Annotated in this window: 16 protein-coding genes and 1 pseudogene; 6 read left to right on the top strand and 11 right to left on the bottom strand. The window is 45.5% G+C overall.

The genetic code is table 11. The features are described 5' to 3' along the window. Positions 1–63: 63 nt before the first annotated feature. Positions 64–317: pseudogene (locus tag LACSTY_RS06080) on the top strand (response regulator transcription factor); the annotation flags it as partial. Positions 318–396: 79 nt separating this feature from the next. After that, positions 397–3,825, top strand: coding sequence for an AAA domain-containing protein (locus LACSTY_RS06075; protein WP_087912027.1), 3,429 nt, complete (start codon positions 397–399; stop codon positions 3,823–3,825). Between the two features lie 282 nt (positions 3,826–4,107). Here LACSTY_RS06075 and LACSTY_RS06070 read toward each other — a convergent pair whose 3' ends face one another. The 4 genes from LACSTY_RS06070 to LACSTY_RS06055 form a co-directional block, all read right to left on the bottom strand. Continuing rightward, the gene (locus LACSTY_RS06070; protein WP_087912026.1) at positions 4,108–4,737 is read right to left on the bottom strand and encodes a glutathione S-transferase family protein; all 630 of its coding nucleotides are present in this window, start codon (positions 4,735–4,737) and stop codon (positions 4,108–4,110) included. Between the two features lie 49 nt (positions 4,738–4,786). Then, the gene (locus LACSTY_RS06065; RefSeq protein WP_087912025.1) at positions 4,787–5,071 is read right to left on the bottom strand and encodes an ArsR/SmtB family transcription factor; all 285 of its coding nucleotides are present in this window, start codon (positions 5,069–5,071) and stop codon (positions 4,787–4,789) included. A 144-nt stretch (positions 5,072–5,215) separates the two neighbouring features. After that, positions 5,216–5,533, bottom strand: coding sequence for a carboxymuconolactone decarboxylase family protein (locus tag LACSTY_RS06060; RefSeq protein WP_087912024.1), 318 nt, complete (start codon positions 5,531–5,533; stop codon positions 5,216–5,218). A gap of 1 nt (position 5,534) precedes the next feature. Next, positions 5,535–5,951, bottom strand: coding sequence for a cupin domain-containing protein (locus LACSTY_RS06055; protein ID WP_087912023.1), 417 nt, complete (start codon positions 5,949–5,951; stop codon positions 5,535–5,537). Positions 5,952–6,170: 219 nt separating this feature from the next. Between LACSTY_RS06055 and LACSTY_RS06050 the strand changes: the two genes are divergently transcribed. Next, positions 6,171–7,052, top strand: a complete 882-nt coding sequence (locus LACSTY_RS06050; protein ID WP_087912022.1) for a LysR family transcriptional regulator — start codon at positions 6,171–6,173, stop codon at positions 7,050–7,052. 114 nt (positions 7,053–7,166) lie between these two features. On the opposite strand, the gene LACSTY_RS06045 is transcribed toward LACSTY_RS06050, so the two are convergent. Next, on the bottom strand, positions 7,167–7,937 hold the full coding sequence (locus LACSTY_RS06045; protein ID WP_087912021.1) for an ABC-2 transporter permease family protein: 771 nt from the start codon (positions 7,935–7,937) through the stop codon (positions 7,167–7,169). Then, positions 7,930–8,862 carry an ABC transporter ATP-binding protein gene (locus LACSTY_RS06040; RefSeq protein WP_087912020.1) on the bottom strand — a complete coding sequence of 311 codons (933 nt, stop codon included), beginning with the start codon at positions 8,860–8,862 and terminating at the stop codon, positions 7,930–7,932. The genes LACSTY_RS06045 and LACSTY_RS06040 overlap by 8 nt, the downstream gene beginning before the upstream one ends. 156 nt (positions 8,863–9,018) lie before the next feature. Between LACSTY_RS06040 and LACSTY_RS06035 the strand changes: the two genes are divergently transcribed. The 3 genes from LACSTY_RS06035 to LACSTY_RS06025 all read left to right on the top strand — a co-directional run bounded on the left by LACSTY_RS06035 (position 9,019) and on the right by LACSTY_RS06025 (position 12,387). Next, positions 9,019–9,693: a response regulator transcription factor gene (locus tag LACSTY_RS06035; protein WP_087912019.1), complete on the top strand. Its 675-nt coding sequence runs from the start codon at positions 9,019–9,021 to the stop codon at positions 9,691–9,693. A gap of 18 nt (positions 9,694–9,711) precedes the next feature. Then, a complete protein-coding gene (locus tag LACSTY_RS06030; RefSeq protein ID WP_025012605.1) occupies positions 9,712–10,608 on the top strand; it encodes a sensor histidine kinase in 897 nt (298 codons plus the stop codon). 138 nt (positions 10,609–10,746) lie between these two features. Next, positions 10,747–12,387, top strand: a complete 1,641-nt coding sequence (locus tag LACSTY_RS06025) for a peptide ABC transporter substrate-binding protein (protein WP_087912018.1) — start codon at positions 10,747–10,749, stop codon at positions 12,385–12,387. 51 nt (positions 12,388–12,438) lie between these two features. Here LACSTY_RS06025 and LACSTY_RS06020 read toward each other — a convergent pair whose 3' ends face one another. The 5 genes from LACSTY_RS06020 to msrA form a co-directional block, all read right to left on the bottom strand. Then, a complete protein-coding gene (locus tag LACSTY_RS06020; protein ID WP_087912017.1) occupies positions 12,439–13,251 on the bottom strand; it encodes a PHP domain-containing protein in 813 nt (270 codons plus the stop codon). A 279-nt stretch (positions 13,252–13,530) separates the two neighbouring features. Then, positions 13,531–14,259, bottom strand: a complete 729-nt coding sequence (locus LACSTY_RS06015) for a deoxynucleoside kinase (RefSeq protein ID WP_087912016.1) — start codon at positions 14,257–14,259, stop codon at positions 13,531–13,533. Positions 14,260–14,338: 79 nt separating this feature from the next. Continuing rightward, positions 14,339–15,070, bottom strand: coding sequence for a nicotinamide riboside transporter PnuC (pnuC, locus tag LACSTY_RS06010; protein ID WP_010488807.1), 732 nt, complete (start codon positions 15,068–15,070; stop codon positions 14,339–14,341). A gap of 229 nt (positions 15,071–15,299) precedes the next feature. After that, the gene (locus LACSTY_RS06005) at positions 15,300–16,235 is read right to left on the bottom strand and encodes an SDR family NAD(P)-dependent oxidoreductase (RefSeq protein WP_087912015.1); all 936 of its coding nucleotides are present in this window, start codon (positions 16,233–16,235) and stop codon (positions 15,300–15,302) included. 28 nt (positions 16,236–16,263) lie between these two features. Further along, positions 16,264–17,094 carry a peptide-methionine (S)-S-oxide reductase MsrA gene (msrA, locus tag LACSTY_RS06000; protein WP_087913248.1) on the bottom strand — a complete coding sequence of 277 codons (831 nt, stop codon included), beginning with the start codon at positions 17,092–17,094 and terminating at the stop codon, positions 16,264–16,266. Positions 17,095–17,506: the final 412 nt, after the last annotated feature.

Below are 17,506 nucleotides of genomic sequence, written 5' to 3'. Positions count from 1 at the left end.
AGCATCACCCCATTCTCCTGAACGTAGACTGGGGTGATGCTGTTTAATTTTTAATATTCTCGAAACATGATCACTGCCGAAAGCAACCCCCTCACCGACCGCGAACTGACAGTTTTGGCTGAGGTGACTAGTGGCTTACCCTCTAAACAAATCGCTGAGGTCTTTTTTGGTCTGAAGGGACGGTGCGCAATTATCTCTCCACCATTCTTAGCAAGCTTGGGATGCACAATCGGATTAAGGCGGTGGAGATAATAAGTGGTTGGCGTAGACGGTGTAATCTAATTCTCACACTTTGGCCAAAAAACAAGGTATACTAGTTTCCAAAATAGCATTGCTAAAAAATTTTGAACAGAGTACTTTTGCGCGTCATTTTATGTGCATCGTGGGGGAGATTAAATGATTGATAGAAAAAAGCTAGCAAACTACTACCTTGAAAGTTTGCGTCAGAGCGTGCTAATAAGTGGTAATGCTGCTAAAAGTCCTCATCTCGATATTGCTTACGAGGAATTCCGTGAAGGACATGTTGCTGCAAGCAAGATGAACTCACTCAACGCCAGTATTGTGAAGAAACTTAAAACGCAAGATTCGCTGGATATTCTCATCACACCAGTTGTTATTCCAGTCTATAATCGGGTTATCTTCCCCATTATTATTCCTGCCACCATAAATGCTAGTGGGCAATTGGAACACGAGGAGTATGCAACACCTTGGATCCCACGTGATCTTATGTCTCCAGTTATTGAAGACTCAACCGTGTCCTCCCTTTACCGGCCAATTGCGGATGTTAGCCAGTATTTTGAGGGGATCAAAGGAGGGGCATTCAACGATTTGTCGTGGACAGATTATGTCAAGCAAACGGAGATACTGTTCAAAGACTTAACTGGAAAACGAATATCAGATTTTAACACCTTGGAATATACCAGTGGCCAACAATTTCACGCATCAATGCCCAAAATATGTCGTATTAATCTTGGTGGCCAGATAACTGGCATGTCATTCTGGATTCAAAGGCTTTATCAAGTCATTATTGAGACTAAAAGATCACTGCCATTGCTAGATTCATTGAACCCGGAAATTTCTTCCGATCAAAAGGACGTTTCACTGTCAAAAAGTGAAATTCAAACGCATTATTCGCATCATTTAGGTCAGATGACGCCGAAGTATGGCATCACGGCCACCCAACGCGATGCTCTAGCCTATTTTGATGCAACATCAGACGGCAAAACTCTTGCAGTCAGCGGTCCTCCTGGCACGGGAAAAACGACACTCATTCAAAGTGTTGTAGCGACTGAGTGGATTAAAGCAGCAGTCAAGCAAACTATGCCCCCAATTTGTGTCGCTTCTTCAGTTAATAATCAAGCCGTAACAAACATTATCCGCAGTTTTAAGTCCAATACTTCAGATGATTCAAATTTAGACAGCTTTTATCTTCCCAACACGTCAACGTACCAAGGCGCTAGGTCAAACAAAGCCATATTAGCTTCTCATTGGTTACCAAAACATAACACGTATGGTCTTTATCTCGTTTCCGCCGACAAGCTTGCGGAGAGTAGCAAAGAATTTGCGGCCATTTCTCGAAATAATACTGACTACCTAGATCAGATGATTCAAGCTGACTATCTAGAACAAGCGAAGGAAGAGTTTCTTAATAAGTTCTCCACTGTATTTCCTAACCACGGCCATTCCTTAAAACAAAGTCAAAGTAGCCTTCATAAACTTCTTCAAGAAGTTGTCGAGGATATACAAACAATTGCAAGCGGGCAATATGTTGACAACGATTCAAAAATAATTACCTTGACAACGACGCTTAGTTCACTGGAAAAAGAATTGGCTAGCAGCAACAATAGGTTGACGGCCGCTGAAAAGTTCTTGGCAGACTGGCTTGATTATGATAATCAACAATCAGGTGTGCTTGATTATCTCCCGCTCATAGGTCCGCGGCGCAAGGCTGAAAGAAAAGCATCTTATTTGCATTTGAAAGGTAAACCGGCAAATTCTAATCCGGAAACTGAATTGGACGAGGAAAGGAAAACAAATGAACGGGTCAAAGCACAGATTGATGATGCACAATCTAAATTAGATGCCATTAACACAGCGAAGACGACATTTATGCAAGCTTGTCAACGCTATAATATTGACTCAGATTCAGTTAACGGACAGATCGATACTAAGTTGCGGTACTTAGCATTTCTTTTAGCGACCCATTATTGGGAGGCAACATGGTTACTGAATGTTGTTCAGCCGAAATCAGAAACTCAGCCAAACGATAGCTTTTCCAAATTACGCCAGCAATGGCAATTACGAGCTATGTTAACACCTTGCTTCGTTGGTACGTTTTATCAAGTTGATGCTTTCTTCATGGACCAAAAAACACCTTTGTTCAACGCCATTGACCTTTTAATTGCTGACGAATCAGGACAAGTAAGCCCTGAGCTAGCCGTTGCCAGCCTAGCACTTGCCAAAAGATTCCTCGCGGTTGGTGACACGAAACAAATCCAACCCATCTGGAGCATCCAAGAAAATGTTGATGAAGCAAATATGAGAAACCTCGGTGGGTTCACTGAGTCGGAAGCAAAGGTTATGAAGGATAATGGTTTTACAGTCTCAACAGGAGATTTAATGACACTTGCTCAGAATCAAAGTGCCTTTACTGGAGACTCAGAGTCAGATAGTGGTCTACTACTGCGCGAACATTTCCGTTGCTTGCCACAGATTATGAACTACTTTAATTCACTCGCCTATAACGGTAGACTTATTTCAATGCGCAAAGAACCGGCAGCAACAACTGAAGTCCATTTGCCACAAATGGGCTATGCCCACCTCTTTGGTCACGCCACTTCAAGAAACGGCAGTCGATACAATCAGCGCGAAGCAGATGCTATCGCCTCTTGGTTAAGTGAACGGAAAAACAAGCTGCTTTCCCTGTATAACGAGCACGATCAGTTATTGGGGAAAACTGTCGCAATCATTACCCCCTTTAAGGAACAAACAATAGAAATCAAAAAAGCACTGACCCGTCAACACTTGGATGAAGAGGAAATCATTGTCGGAACAGTTCATGCTCTGCAAGGAGCGGAACGTCGCATTATTATTTTCTCCCCTGTATATGATACAGCGAGCAATTCTTTCTTTTTTGATCGTGGCGTTAACATGCTAAATGTGGCAGTATCAAGAGCCAAGGATAGCTTTCTATATTTTGGAAATACAGATATTTTATCAACTAACGGGACAGCACCATCATCTCAACTTGCACGCCAGCTATTCGCACATGAAGAGAATGAATTGCGGGGTGCATCATATTTTAAAGCCTCGGAAGTCACAACGCGACTGATTGGCGCTGATAAGCATGATAACTGGTTGATTCAGCACTTGTTACGCGCTTCAAGACAGGTCGATATAAACTCTCCTTATATTTCCGGCCGATCCATTAAACAAGGTGCAAAACCTTTGCTTGCGGCTATAAAAAGGGCCACAGAACAAGGTGTTCAAGTTAACATCTACTCGAGTCGTGGAATGTATAATAAAAACAGCCCACATTATATTGATCAAATGGACAACTTTAATTTGGGTGTCGCTTTCCTCCAAGAGTCTGGGGCAACTGTCGTTGATTCGCCATTTCGAGTTCACTCCAAGCAAGTTGTGATCGATGGTCATATTTTAGTGGATGGGTCCTTCAACTGGTTTTCAGCTGTCCGAGATGAATCAAGTCAATATTATAATACTGATACTTCAACAGTAGTTGATGATGCAAGGTTAGTTAAGGAGTTTGCATTACCTTTCATGCTAGAAAGCAATGTTGAAAAGCGTGTCAGCAAAATGAATTGATACAGGTATTAAATGCAAACAAGAAATTAGGAGCGATTATCCTCAAAAAATAAGATAATCGCTCCTAATTTCTTATTTAAATCATTTGTTCTACGACTTCCTAATACCAGACAAGAATTCAAAAGAATTCACAACATCGGAAAAACTTCAAACCATTTAGAATTCAATGCTTTATAAAGATAGATGATCTGATCATATCCAGGATCGGCTTCCAAAAACATTCAAACTTATACCGCAATGCTGCTAGACAACTAACAGGTTTCAAAATAGCTTTATCCATTTTTATACATCCGTGACACTATGCGGCTTGCCCTCAACCCTAAGTACCTCTTTCACACTAGGCCGCTCACGCATTGATTCGTCAAACGCCTGTAACTTCTGCAACCCATCAAACGAAAAACCAAGCCGTCGCATCCAGTTAGTCATGACAAAAAGATACGGATCCGCCATCGTAAACCTATTACCCATCAACCAAGGTCCTTGAAGTCGTGTTTCAACGTACTGCAATCGCGGTGCCACCCGTTGCCACACCAACTTTTTTGAAACCGCGGTATTCGGTAACCAATTACCACGGCGAAATGGCGATATAAAATTTTTGTGCAATTCAGTCGCAATATAATTTAACCACATGCGTTCCTGCCAGTAAGCCATACTGTCCTCTGAGCTTCGATAATCACCTTTAGCTTTTCGAGCTATATACTCCAATATAACAGCGCATTCAGTTAGATATGTTGACGGTGAAATTTGCAACGTTGGCACATATGACTTGGGATTGATCTGATTATAATTACCGCCTTGCCAAGTTTTGCGATCCAGGTTGACTTTTTCCACCTCAAAATCCATACCAGCATCTGTCAACAAAATATGCGGCGCCATTGCACTGGTGCCTGATGCGTAAAATAACCTAAGCATATTGTGCATCCCCCTTTATTCGATGAATATCGAATTAAAAGGCAAAAAATTAAAGTGTCGCCAGAAAGCCTGGTAAAAACCGATCAAAAGTTGCCTCGTTGATAGATAAATACTTGGTTTGGGCTACTTGGCGTGTATGTGTTAACCCCGCTAATCGCATGGCGCGAAAATGATACGAGACCGTTGATTTACTTAAATTAAGATGCGCACTAACCTCCGAGCACGTCAGCTCTCGTCCCGCGTGGTAAAGTATCCGCAAAATCTCAATGCGATGCGGTTCACCAAGGACTTTAAAAATGTTTGCAATTTTCTCGTCTTTTTGTTCGATATCCATAGAACTAGCGTAGTTCTTCTGAATGCCGATGACAACCCCATTCACAGAAAAAAAGGCAAAGCCTCAGTCGCTCACGGCCACCAAGTCTTTGCCAATTTTTAGCTGATAAAATCCATAGTTTTAGTCAATCGCGCGCCAATCTAATCATTCCCCATAGACTTCCTTTGCCAGAGCAAACGCAGACCAAGCTTTTGGCCACCCTGCATAAAAGGCTAGATGGGTAATTTCAGCAACCACTTCTTTCTTGGTGATGCCATGCTCCTTGCCCATACGCAGATGTGCCTTTAGTTGCGGAAAATCGCCGCTGGTCATGAGGCATGCAATTGTAACGAGACTACGATCGCGCGCCGATAGTTCATCTTCTTTTGACCAGACTTCTCCGAATAACACGTCATCATTAAGAGCAGCAAACTGTGGTGCAAATTCACCCAATTGTTTGCGTCCGGCTGTTTGTTTTACCATGCTACTTTACCTCCCGTAGTTGTGCATAAGCTTGATCAGAGACTGGCTCTAACCATTCACTGGTCCCCTTGGTAATTGCCACGTGACTAAACCAACTATCTTTGGTCGCCCCATGCCAGTGTTTGACGCCTTCGTATATCGTGACGACATCGCCTGGACGTAATAAGCGTGCAGGTTCACCGGCCGCTTGGTACCAACCTTCACCACTCGTAACTAATAAGATTTGAAAGCCATTGTGATGAATATGCCAGTTATTCCGGCATCCGGGTTCAAAAGTCACATTGGACACGTGCACGTCAACGCCATCGGACGCATTTGCTAAACTTTTCAGATAACTTTTTCCAGTAAAATATTGTTGATACGCGCTATTAACCGCACCTAATCCAAAAATGCCTGCTTGTTGATCTTTATCGTTCATTGCTTGTGCCTTCTTATGTTTTCTTCCATTATCGGTCAGACGTTTAAAAATGTATAATGCTTATATAACATGTTAAGTTATGTGTTTTCTCTATATTTAAAATCAACATGCGTTCATCAACCGAAAAGACTAAATCTCAAACGAAACAATCTGTCCCGATTCATCTCGTCTGAGGTTTTGTTTCCATCCAGGCAGATCGTTTCATTAGGGGGCTTCTCAGTGGAATTAAGAACTTTGCGTTACCTCGTGGCCATTGCGGATGCGGGCACCATCACAGCCGCAGCCAATAAGATTCACATTTCTCAACCCGCCTTGTCCAGACAAATGCAAGAACTTGAAGCCGAGCTTGGCACCAAACTCTTTCAGCGCAAGCGCCGGGCGATCAGTCTAACGGCAAATGGTACCTATTTGGTCAATCGTGCGCGTCAGATTCTCAACCTAACAGAAACTGCAATTGCCGATATCACGGATGAAAATATCATCGGCGGCAATTTGGCAATCGGTCTCGGCGAATCCCATCTCAACCGCACCATCCTGCGCGCCGTTAAACAGCTGTTAGTCGCATACCCAAGCATCCAGCTGCAACTTTATAGCGGTAATGCCGATGAAATCACAGAACGACTTGATCAAGGTTTGTTGGACTTTGGCGTTGTGATTGATCCAACTGACACTTACAAATATGCTTTTAGCAAAATTAACGGCGAAAATCTTTGGGGGTTACTTATACCAACTAATGATCCCTTGGCTAGTTTGCCTGGTATCTCCGCCCCTCAGATAAGCGGGCACCCACTCATTGTTTCAGAAAGACAATCGGTCGTAGAAATGTTGCAAAAATGGGCCGGTCATCATTTTTCCGAAAGCCAAATTGTCGCTCGTTACAATTTAATCTATAATGCTGGATTACTTGCAGAGGCGGGATTGGGTTACGTAGTCGGCATCAGTCGGCTCCTGAACCAAGAAGAAATATCATTAAAGTTTGTGCCCTTTTCGCCTAAGCTTGCGACACAAATGACACTCATTTGGACAAAAAATACGCCGCTGTCAAAAGCAGCGCAGACGTTTTTGATGTTTTTTCAGCAAGTAAATAACCAGACATCGTAACAATACTTTTCCATTTTTTAATCTGCTCAATATGTGAGACAAAAACCAGCATGTAGCCTGACCGAAAGTCCGGCACATGCTGGTTTATTCGTTTAGAACGCCTCTTAAACCACCCTACAATTCCTTCCGCCGCAAAATCAAAACCGACAACCCAATCATCACAATCAGAAAGCCAAAACTCACCGCAATGTACGGCGGCAACGCGCTCATTTTCATACTGCCAACGCCGAGACTCTGCGAAACACCAAAGAAATTAAAATACTTGAGCCAGCCCCAATGTGCGATAAGATTGAGGACTTCGATGAGTATCGGGAAAAGCACCACGACAATCGTAGCAATTGTCATCGAGCCGGTTGCGATCAACAAGAAAACGCCGAGACTGAAGACAACACTCAGAAAAAAGGTCGCTGCAACAATACTTAGCCCCATTGTCTGCAAAATTGTTGACCAATTTCCGCCTAATGCTCTGCCTTTGATTAACCCACCGATAAGCACCATGCCAAAGTTAACCGTAAATAAAATCAGCAGGTCCAACAACATCACCAAATACTTTGCCAATATGAATTGCAGTCGCGAGATTCCGGAAATCAACGTGTTTTTGTAAACTTTTTGCGTGAATTCGTACCCAAAGACAATCACGAAGACGCCAATAAAGAAGTACAACAATAGCGTCGCGGTCATATTGGCGGCTTTCAAACCAAACAACACCGTCCACGGCCGATCAGCAATTTGTGCAAAAACACTGCTGCCAACTGACACCGTGACACCACCAACACTTTTGGCTAACACTGCCCAAACAGCATAAAAGATTGTCACACCCAACATCAGATACATGCCGACCGTATGCAATTGTCTATAGAAGTCTGCGCGAATTTGATTAATCATGGTTGGCCCCCTGCTTTTCTGTCTGACCCAACAATTGCAGATAGAATTGTTCCAGTGAGCCAGTCTGATGACTGATGTCTTGAACCAAGACGCCATTTGTCACCAATAGTTGATTCACGCGGGCAGCATCAACATCCCCCTTGCGCAACAACAGGTGATGATCGTCAAGCACGTCGAAAGGTTTATAACCGTTGTGGTCAAGTACCTGCGCGGCTAGAGGCGCTTGATCAACTGTTATGGTCAGGCCTGATTGATTCGCTTGATCCAATTCGGTCTTGCTCAGTTGCTTGATCATTCTGCCATGGTGAATAATGCCAAACCTTGTCGAAACCTGATAAAGCTCACTCAAAATGTGACTCGAAATCAGCATCGTTGTTTGCCGTTCTTCGTTTAACCGCTTGAGCAGAAGGCGAAATTCCATAATGCCGGATGGATCCAGTCCGTTAATCGGTTCATCCAAGATCAAAAAATCTGGGCGCGGCAAAATAGCCAATGCTAGTCCTAACCGTTGCCGCTGGCCTAATGAAAGGTGGCGTGCTTGTGTTCGCTGTTTTTCCTGAAGACCCACAAAATCAACGGTTTCAGCAATCACTTTTTGATCATCAATGCCGTGTTGAATGGCGCAGAGACGTAAGTTTTGTAAGACGGTCAATTTTTCAAACGCGGCTGGGCTTTCGATCACAGCACCAATGCGACTCAATGCGCGCTGGTAGTGCCCGGCATTTTCCCCTAATAACGTAATTGTCCCTGTTTGCATCGGCGAAAGTCCCGTAATAAGTCGCATGAGGGTTGTTTTCCCTGCCCCGTTTTCGCCGATCAAACCGAAAATATCGCCGCGTTCAACGGTAAAGTTGATGTGATCTAATGCCTGAAAATGGCCGAAATGTTTGCTAACCTGTTGAATCGTTAATATTGGTTCGCTCATGATGCTTAGCCTCCAAAATTTTAATTTGCTTTTATCCTACAATTCCAGACTACCGAGTCTTTCTTAATTACTAGCATAATCAATCCTTAATTAAACCTAAATTGTGGCATCCAGGCTTGTTAGTTTACACTGTCATTAGTAGGAGGTCGCGACATCATGGCTAAAATTTTAATTGTTGAAGACCACAAAGATATACAAGCGCTGTTACAAGATGTGCTGGCACCGACTTACGAGGTTGTCCAAGCCTTCGATGGGATTCAGGCTTTAACGCAATTTCACCAAACACACCCTGATCTTGTAATTCTCGATCTCATGTTACCGAATGTCACCGGCGAGAGTGTTCTGACCACAATCCGCAAAACTTCGCAAGTCCCGGTCCTTGTTTTGACCGCTATTCAGGATAAGCAGAAAACCGTGGCATTGCTAAAACAAGGAGCTAATGATTATCTAACCAAACCGTTTGACATCGACGAGTTGCTTGCGCGTGTTCAGGTTCAGCTACGTCAAAATAAACCCACCACCGCACAGGAAGATGATGCATTACAAGTTGGCGAAATTGTACTCGATCCAAAACGCCATGCTGTCACCGTCAACCGCCGTCCATTGACTTTACCCAAAAAAGAATACGCCATATTGGCACTCATGATGCGCGATCCTCATCAAGTGTTTGATAAACGCCAACTTTACGAACAGGTCTGGGGCGAACCTTTTTTAAATGCCGATAACACGCTTAACGTCCACATCAGCAATTTACGAACCAAAATCAACGATCTGGCTCAGAATCCGAAATACATCATTTCGATCTGGGGCATCGGTGTTCGACTCGTTTGACAAGGAGATTTTTTTATGATGCTTGCAATCATTATCGTACTTAGTCTTATTTGCTTGCTGGTGACCAGTCTGTTTTTGCTTGTCATCATCGACCTGAGACGGATCAACCATGATTTAGACTATATCAATCATCACGAGACAAACGCCGGCGTGACCAGTAACACCAACCTTCCTTTGATCCGCGGACTGACTGCTGGGATTAATTGGAATCTCAATAAGATGCGCAAACTGCAGATCGAACAAATCGAGCAAGAACAAAAAATCCACCAGATGCTGATGGATTTGACCCACGATATCAAAACACCGCTCACGGTCGCTACTGGCTACGTTCAGCTGCTTGATCGCGAGCCTACAGCCGACGCCAAGCCCTTTCTAACTCGCATCGCCAATAATTTACGCTCGGTTAACTATTACCTGCACTATCTGATGGACTTCAATCTTATCCAGGAAAAAACGCGCACTTTAAATCGCAAGCCAATTGACGTTTCAACGTTGCTCAAAACAGAACTTTTCGATTATTACGATCAGCTCACTGCCAATGGTTTGCAGGTCAAGCCTGACGTTACCGATGGAATAACCCTTGTCACCGATGAGACCCTATTACGCCGAATTATCCAGAACTTAATCGGTAACTGGCTTAAATACGCTAAAAACCAAGCAAGCCTTTCCCTCACCCGCCAAGATGCCAACCATATCGTCATGATTTTTACAAACGATACGGCAGAGCCGGTTCGCCATGTTGAGCGGTTGGCCGACCGATTTTATACCACTGACACCGCACGAACCACTCAAAGTGTTGGATTAGGGCTGAGCATTGTTCAATCATTGACGACAACGCTTAGTGGCAAAATGGCCATTGATGCGTACGATCACACTTTCACTGTCAAACTGACATTTCGTGAAAGCACAAAATGACCGCACCAACTAGTGATTATTTTAAAAGTTCAGGCAATTTCCTGAGTCAATTCTTTCTTCCCTCCCCAAGATAAAACGCTTGCTTTTTGTAAGTATCTTGTTATCCTAAAAGCAGTTTACGAAATGGAGGGGCTCGCTTTGAAAACGCAACAAAAATGGCTCGTGATGATGACCGCTGCACTGACTCCGGTTCTGGCTGCATGCGGCCAGTCATCAGCTAAAACCAGTTCTAGTGCGAGCAAGCAGCAGGTCTGGCACCGAATGGAATCGGATGTTTTACAAACGCTCGACCCTAGCAAAGCATCCGAAGGCGTCTCTGGGCAAGCGATCATTGACACCATGAATGGCCTTTATAAGTATGAAGGACATGATTTACAACCGGCGATGGCAACGAAAATCGTCAAGCCAACCAATAATGGGCTAACCTATACGTTTAAACTGCGAAATGCAAAATGGAGCGATGGCTCGCCGGTGACCGCTCAGGATTTTGTTTTCGCATGGCAGCGCACGGTTAACCCAGCCACGAAATCATCGCAGGCCAACATGTATTCCGGCATTCAAAACGCCGATGACATTCGCGCTGGAAAGAAACCTGCGTCAACGTTGGGCGTCAAGGCGCTTAACGACAAAACACTGGAAGTTACCTTGGAACATCCCATCCCATATTTCAATAGTCTATTGAACAACGTCGCCTTTTTCCCGCAACCGGCCAAACAGGTTCAAAAATGGGGCGACAAATACGGCACCAAGTCTGCTTACACGCTTTCCAATGGCGCCTTTAAATCTAAGGACTGGAGCGGAACCGGCGATAAATGGGTGGAAGTCAAGAATAACCAGTATTGGAATAAAAGGAACGTCCACCTGACGCAAATCGATGTTCAGGTTGTCAAAGACAGCAATACCGCGCTTGACCTTTATCATACCGGCAAACTGGATGACGCCACGTTAACCGGTCAGCTCGCTGCTCAGCAAAAAGGTAAAACTGGGTATGTTGCCAACAAGCGGGCGCGCACTTACTTTTTGGAGTTGAATGAAAATAAGGTGCCGGCTTTTAAGAACACTAAAATTCGCCAAGCAATTTCAATGGCGATCAACCGTGATTCTTTTGTCAAAAATGTGCTCGCTGACGGCTCGATCGTTGCCCGCGGTATTACGCCTGCCGACCTCAGCCAGTTGCCAAATAGCTCGACAGATTTCGCAACCGCCGTCGCTAAAGGCACTAAAGCTGTCACGTCTTACGACAAGAAAAAGGCCCAAACACTTTGGGAACAAGGGTTGAAGGAAACCGGCCTCAAGAGTGTCAGTGTTGAATTGCTCGGTGATGATGTTGATGCGGTTAAAGCTACACAAGAGTATCTTCAGGGAACGTTACAGGAAAATCTGCCGGGGCTTAAAATCAGTATCGCCAGTGTGCCGGCCAAAAATCGCCAACAACGCGCGTCAGACCGCAATTTTGATATGGTTCTGAGTACGTGGGGTGCCGATTATCCCGATCCCAACACGTATCTGGATCTTTTCACTAGCACGAGTGAGTACAACCACGGTCAATGGCAAAACAGCGACTATGATAAGCTCATGACCAAGGCCAACACAACTGATGCGAATGATCCGACAGCGCGGTTCAAAGACATGACGCAAGCCGAACAACTGTTAGTCAATCAAGCCGGCGCCATTCCGCTTTATCAGCTCGTCGCCGCCCGGATGGTAAATCCGAAAATGCACGATCTCAAAACCAGTCCCGGGAACAGTTTTAACTTTGTCTATGCCTATTTGAAGTAAACCAAAAGCCGACTCCGATGCGCGAGCCGGCTTTTTAGTGTTTTCATTTGATCAATACACATTATTCGCATCAGTCACTGGCGGTTCGATAGGCACCATGGTTCGCTTGTGATGACGATAGGTGGCGATTTCTTTGACGCCATGACGTTTGAGCATGGCCAACGCCTGCGCAAAATTAGCCTCATAGTGCGGACCTTCGTGTGCATCGCTGCCGATTGTAAACAAATGTCCACCTGCCGCTTGATACCAGGTGATGGCCAGATCATACAAAGGCGCATTATGCCACTTATACATGGACTTTGTGTTTAGTTCCAACGCTAGATCATGATCCACGGCAATGGCAAAAATTTGATCGAGCGCCGCTTTTCCCCACGCTTCTAACTGCTCCGGCGTTATTTCAAACTGCCGCACTCCATAATCAAAATGCGCCAACACGTCAGCATCATGAAAGCGTTGGATACCAGTTAACATGCGTGAAAAATAGTCCGTCAACACTTGCTTGGGTGGTAGTGTTGCGATTTGCGTGTCCAAATAATCATGTTTGCCATCATGATGGAAGCTCAACAACGTAAGATCAAAGTCATGATGCGCCAAATAGTCGCGCAGTCGCGGTTCGGCTGGGGCAAAATAGCCGGCCTCAATGCCCAGCAGCATCTCATTATGATAATTCGTGGCAAGGGCTGCTTGAGTCCGTACCATGCCGGCATAATCCGGTAGATCATCGCGCCCGCCATCGTCAGGATTATCGAATTCCAGATGTTCGGTGGTCACAACCGGCGCCTTGGTTTGCGCCAGATAATCGCGCAATTGAGCTTCAGAGTCAAATGAGTATAAAGTGTGCATGTGTTGATCGTAAATCGCCACAAATAATTGCCTCCTCCAAAAAAGTCACGCTGTGCAGACAATGACGCTCCGTTTGATTTAATGTCATCGCTTCATTAAGCATAGCATAAAAGTTACGTGAGAACGGTACCTGCCGACAACCGACCGGTACGCTCGACAGAAGCAAAATTTTTTCGCTCAAATCTGCCAAAAAGTCGATAACGTTGAGACGTAAAAAGGTCTTCAGCAACCGACCCGAACTCGAGTCAGCGTACCGAAGACCATTGTTTATATCGTCATTGTTAAAGCCAACGCGATCGATCAAGCAAATTTCGAAATCGGGCCGGCTGCATGTTTGGCTTGTAAGGCGTCAAATTCTTTAGGCGACAGCTTACCCAAATCAACTAACTTGGTTTCGATTTGATCAAGTACCGTGGCACGGTCAGCCGCGGAATGGATGAAATCGTAGCGATCGCGATCCACCGTAATCATGGATGATCGAGTATAACCTTTAGCCCATTCTTGATACGCGGTGTTCACCCGCCGATAATAATCCACTAACTCCGGCTTTTGGCGAATATCTTCCATATCCCGACCGCGATTTTGGATCTCATCAAGCTCGTGGTCTGGATCGATTTTCAGATAAACTGCCAAATCCGGCAAACCATTCCACGGACTACCGTTGACATTGCTCTGCATCTCCTGTGACAACGTGACATAAACATTGTAATCGACATCATCGATTTCACCATGCTTATGTAACTGTGATGCCATCACAAAGTCGGACTCAAGCGATGAATCCATAATGGCATTTTCTTGGGTAACGGCTTTTTTTAATTGCTGATAACGGAAGGTTAGAAAAGCAATCTGCAACATGGCACCTGTGCGCTTGCGACTGTCTGCTCCGGCACCATAAAATTTTTGCAACATATTGGCAATCATGCCGTTGCCTTCAACATCTTCATAATACGCAGGGGCTTCCATATCTTTCGACAAAACTTTTGTCAATGAAGTTTTTCCTGCACCAATACTACCCAGAATGTAGATCACAAATCTCGCTCCTCAATTATCCGAATTAAAATGATCACAACAAATCAAAACATTACCACAACGGCCACCCAAATACCACTTAAAGTGCCTTTAAGCCAAGTTGCTTGCGGCCGCGATTGAACCATGGGCTGACCGTGAAAGCAAGAATATCATTGATGACGTAAATACTGGAATTAATGGCCATCGCCAGGCTGGCATCGCCTTGCGCGAACGTGACCGCCCACAAAATCAGCTGTGCAATGCCGCTGAATAACCACCAGAAGTATTGATTGTTGTAACGCAAGAAGCAAACAATGCCGCCTGTCAGCGAAATCGCGAACGCCATGCCATCGTAAATCGGCCGCGGATCATTGGTGTACTGGCCGATTAAGTAAGCACTGACAGCCCAGACAACCAGCGTAAAGCCAATCGAGAGCACCCACTTTTGCAAGTTGAAGGTCTTCAAATGATTCTTGGTATCGTCATTCCAGGTCCGCACACTGATCAACACTGGCAGATCAAGGGTGATGACATAGGCAACCTGTTCAAACATCGAAAGATAATTGCGGGCGGTGAACCCGACAAAAATAAAGCACGCGGCACTCAACAGACCTAGCCAGCCATTAACGGCTTTGGTCGCGTTGATGGCCAAAACACAAAGAACGCCAAGTGTGGTGCCGATGAAGGTAATCACCGTTACTGCCGTTATTTTGGCATCCACCAGCGTCATGAGCTGACAGCCAAAAGCAAACCAAAACAAATAATAATTTTGTTGCGGCCATCCCTTTAACTGATGCAGCAACCAACTAAAATAATTCCCAGACGTTTGCACGAAACAAGACCCCTTTAAGCTTGAATTTCGTCGTATGATAACGAACGTCTTTATTATGCCGCAAGATTTATTGAAATGTAAGTCTTGCATATACAAGATATTGGTGGTAATAGTCGCACCCACCACAACATATGCTACACATATAAAACCGTTTTCATGCCCATTAAACCGGCTTTTCAGAAAATTGGACTATTTTTGTGATTTTATCGCGCCTGGAAAATATCCTGTTTCAAACTCCGGTAACCTGCCGCGATGCACGATAAAGCCGATTTAATAAGTCCTGATCATGCAATTCGGGGCGACTGTTCCAGCTCCATAGCCCCGGATAACCACGCAGCCCGTGCCATGACGCCGGGGCATACACGACACCGCCTTGTGCATGGGCATCCGTTGCGGCGTAAAGCGCTGGCAATGCTGCTCGTTGAGGCGACTGCCGCAGCCATGGCATGATGCGAAAGCTCAATGCCGCCAATCGCATTGGCCAAGCTGTTGCCCGTGACTGAATGGTTTTAAGACTGGTCGCCGCCAATCCCGGGCTCGAACCATTGACCATGACCGATTGTCCCGCCTCGTGGAACAGCTGATTGAGTTTCACCGCCATCATCGCCTGAGCTAATTTTGAGTTGGCATAAAACGTCCATGGACGGTAATGGCGTCCATCAAATTGATTAAAGGTTAAATGCGGCCGCCCCATAGCAATCGAAGCAACGTTCACCACCCGGGCATTTGGCGTTTTTTCTAACAACGAGCTTAGACGCAAAGTGAGCATAAACCCGGCGAAGTAATTAACCGCCCACATCAATTCAACACCATCACGCGTGACCGTGCGCTCAGCCGGCATCATGACACCGGCATTATTGATTAAAATATCCAGCCGCGGCAAAGTTGCCAGGAGCTCATCTGCCAACTGATTCACTGCGGTTTGATCACTCAGGTCAGCTGCGATGAAACAAATCAGTTGCCGTTGCGTTTGCTGTTTCAACGTTTCAACCGCTGCCTGCCCTTTAAGCCGATTTTTCCCAATAATGATCACAGTTGCGCCATGTCGCAGCAATGCCGCGCTCATGGCAAAGCCAACGCCGCTGGTGCCGCCAGTGACGACTGCATATCGCCCAGTAAGATCAGGCATGTCGCGTTCCGTCCAATGTCGTTTAGGCGCCTGCATCTGTGTCACCTCCGTTAGTGACGACCTTTTAAGCCCGTTTTCGCCGCTTCAACAGCATCCTTAAATCGCCTTGCGCATGCTGAAACTTAAGAAACTGCTGGCGGGTCTTTTCAACCATTCGATACCGTTTCGGGTTCTTTTTGTAAAAATCCTGATGATAGTTTTCCGCTAGCCAAAATGTCGCGGCCGGCTCAATGGCTGTCACGATCGGGCGCAAGTAACGACCCGAGGCTGCTAGCTTAGCCTTCGCTTCTTCGGCAATCCGGCGCTGGTCATCATTGCGCACGAAGATTACTGGGCGATAATGACCACCACGATCCTGAAACTGGCCCAAGGCATCAGTTGGATCCGTTAGTTGGAAGTAAAGATCGACAAGTTGTTGATACGACATTTTCCGCGTATCGAAAATAATTTCAACGGCTTCCACATGGCCGGTGGTGTCGCTGATCACCTGTTCATAAGTCGGATGGTCAACGTGCCCACCCGTATAGCCGGAAACAACCGATTCAACGCCTGGCTTATCAACAAATGGCTCCACCATGCACCAAAAGCAGCCGCCAGCAAAGATTGCCCGATCCTGATAAGCAAGATCGCGCTGAAAATGCGCACTCACATCAGTTTCGCTTGCCGCTTCAGCATCCCCAGTTTGGGTTCGATAAAAATCGGCTAAATCCGGGGTTAGATTATCGCGGATCGCAAGCGGCCGCAAACTGGCTTTTAGCTGATCCCAACTTGTTCCGACTGTTTGCCCTGCTTCAACTTGCTGCTTTGCCCGCAACAACTGCTCTCGCTCAAAGGTTCTCGTCCCCGGTGCCAGCAATAAATTCGTTAACTTTGCAAGATAGACTTCCGGCGCCATCTTCATCGCACATCGCCTCCAATGATTGATTCACCATTAGTATACGCGTGCTGCTTATTTTTAGATAGTGCACAATCTTTTTAACCGAAACAATGCGGAAAAGCACAGGCAATAAGTTTCGGTCCGTGCCAAACTCCGCAATCTCCGGCCAGATTGGGCTGGAACGTGGTGGGCACGACTTAGAGCCTCTGCAAAACCGGCAGAGTCTCTAAGCTCGGCCTTGTACTACGCCGGGAAAACCGCCCGGCTAGTACAATCTCACCACTGAGCCCATCTGGCCTCCGATTGCTCCGCCTTGGCACTAAGATCCATATATTCCTACCGCGTTATCTTTCCGAAAGCTAAAAACGAACGCACCTCCATTTTTTTCATTATTGGAGTGCGTTCGCTTCTGTATGGGAGCCATGAATTA

The sequence above is a fragment of the Lacticaseibacillus styriensis genome (assembly GCF_030770295.1).
Lineage (GTDB): Bacteria > Bacillota > Bacilli > Lactobacillales > Lactobacillaceae > Lacticaseibacillus > Lacticaseibacillus casei.
This window is presented reverse-complemented; position numbering and strand designations above follow the sequence as displayed.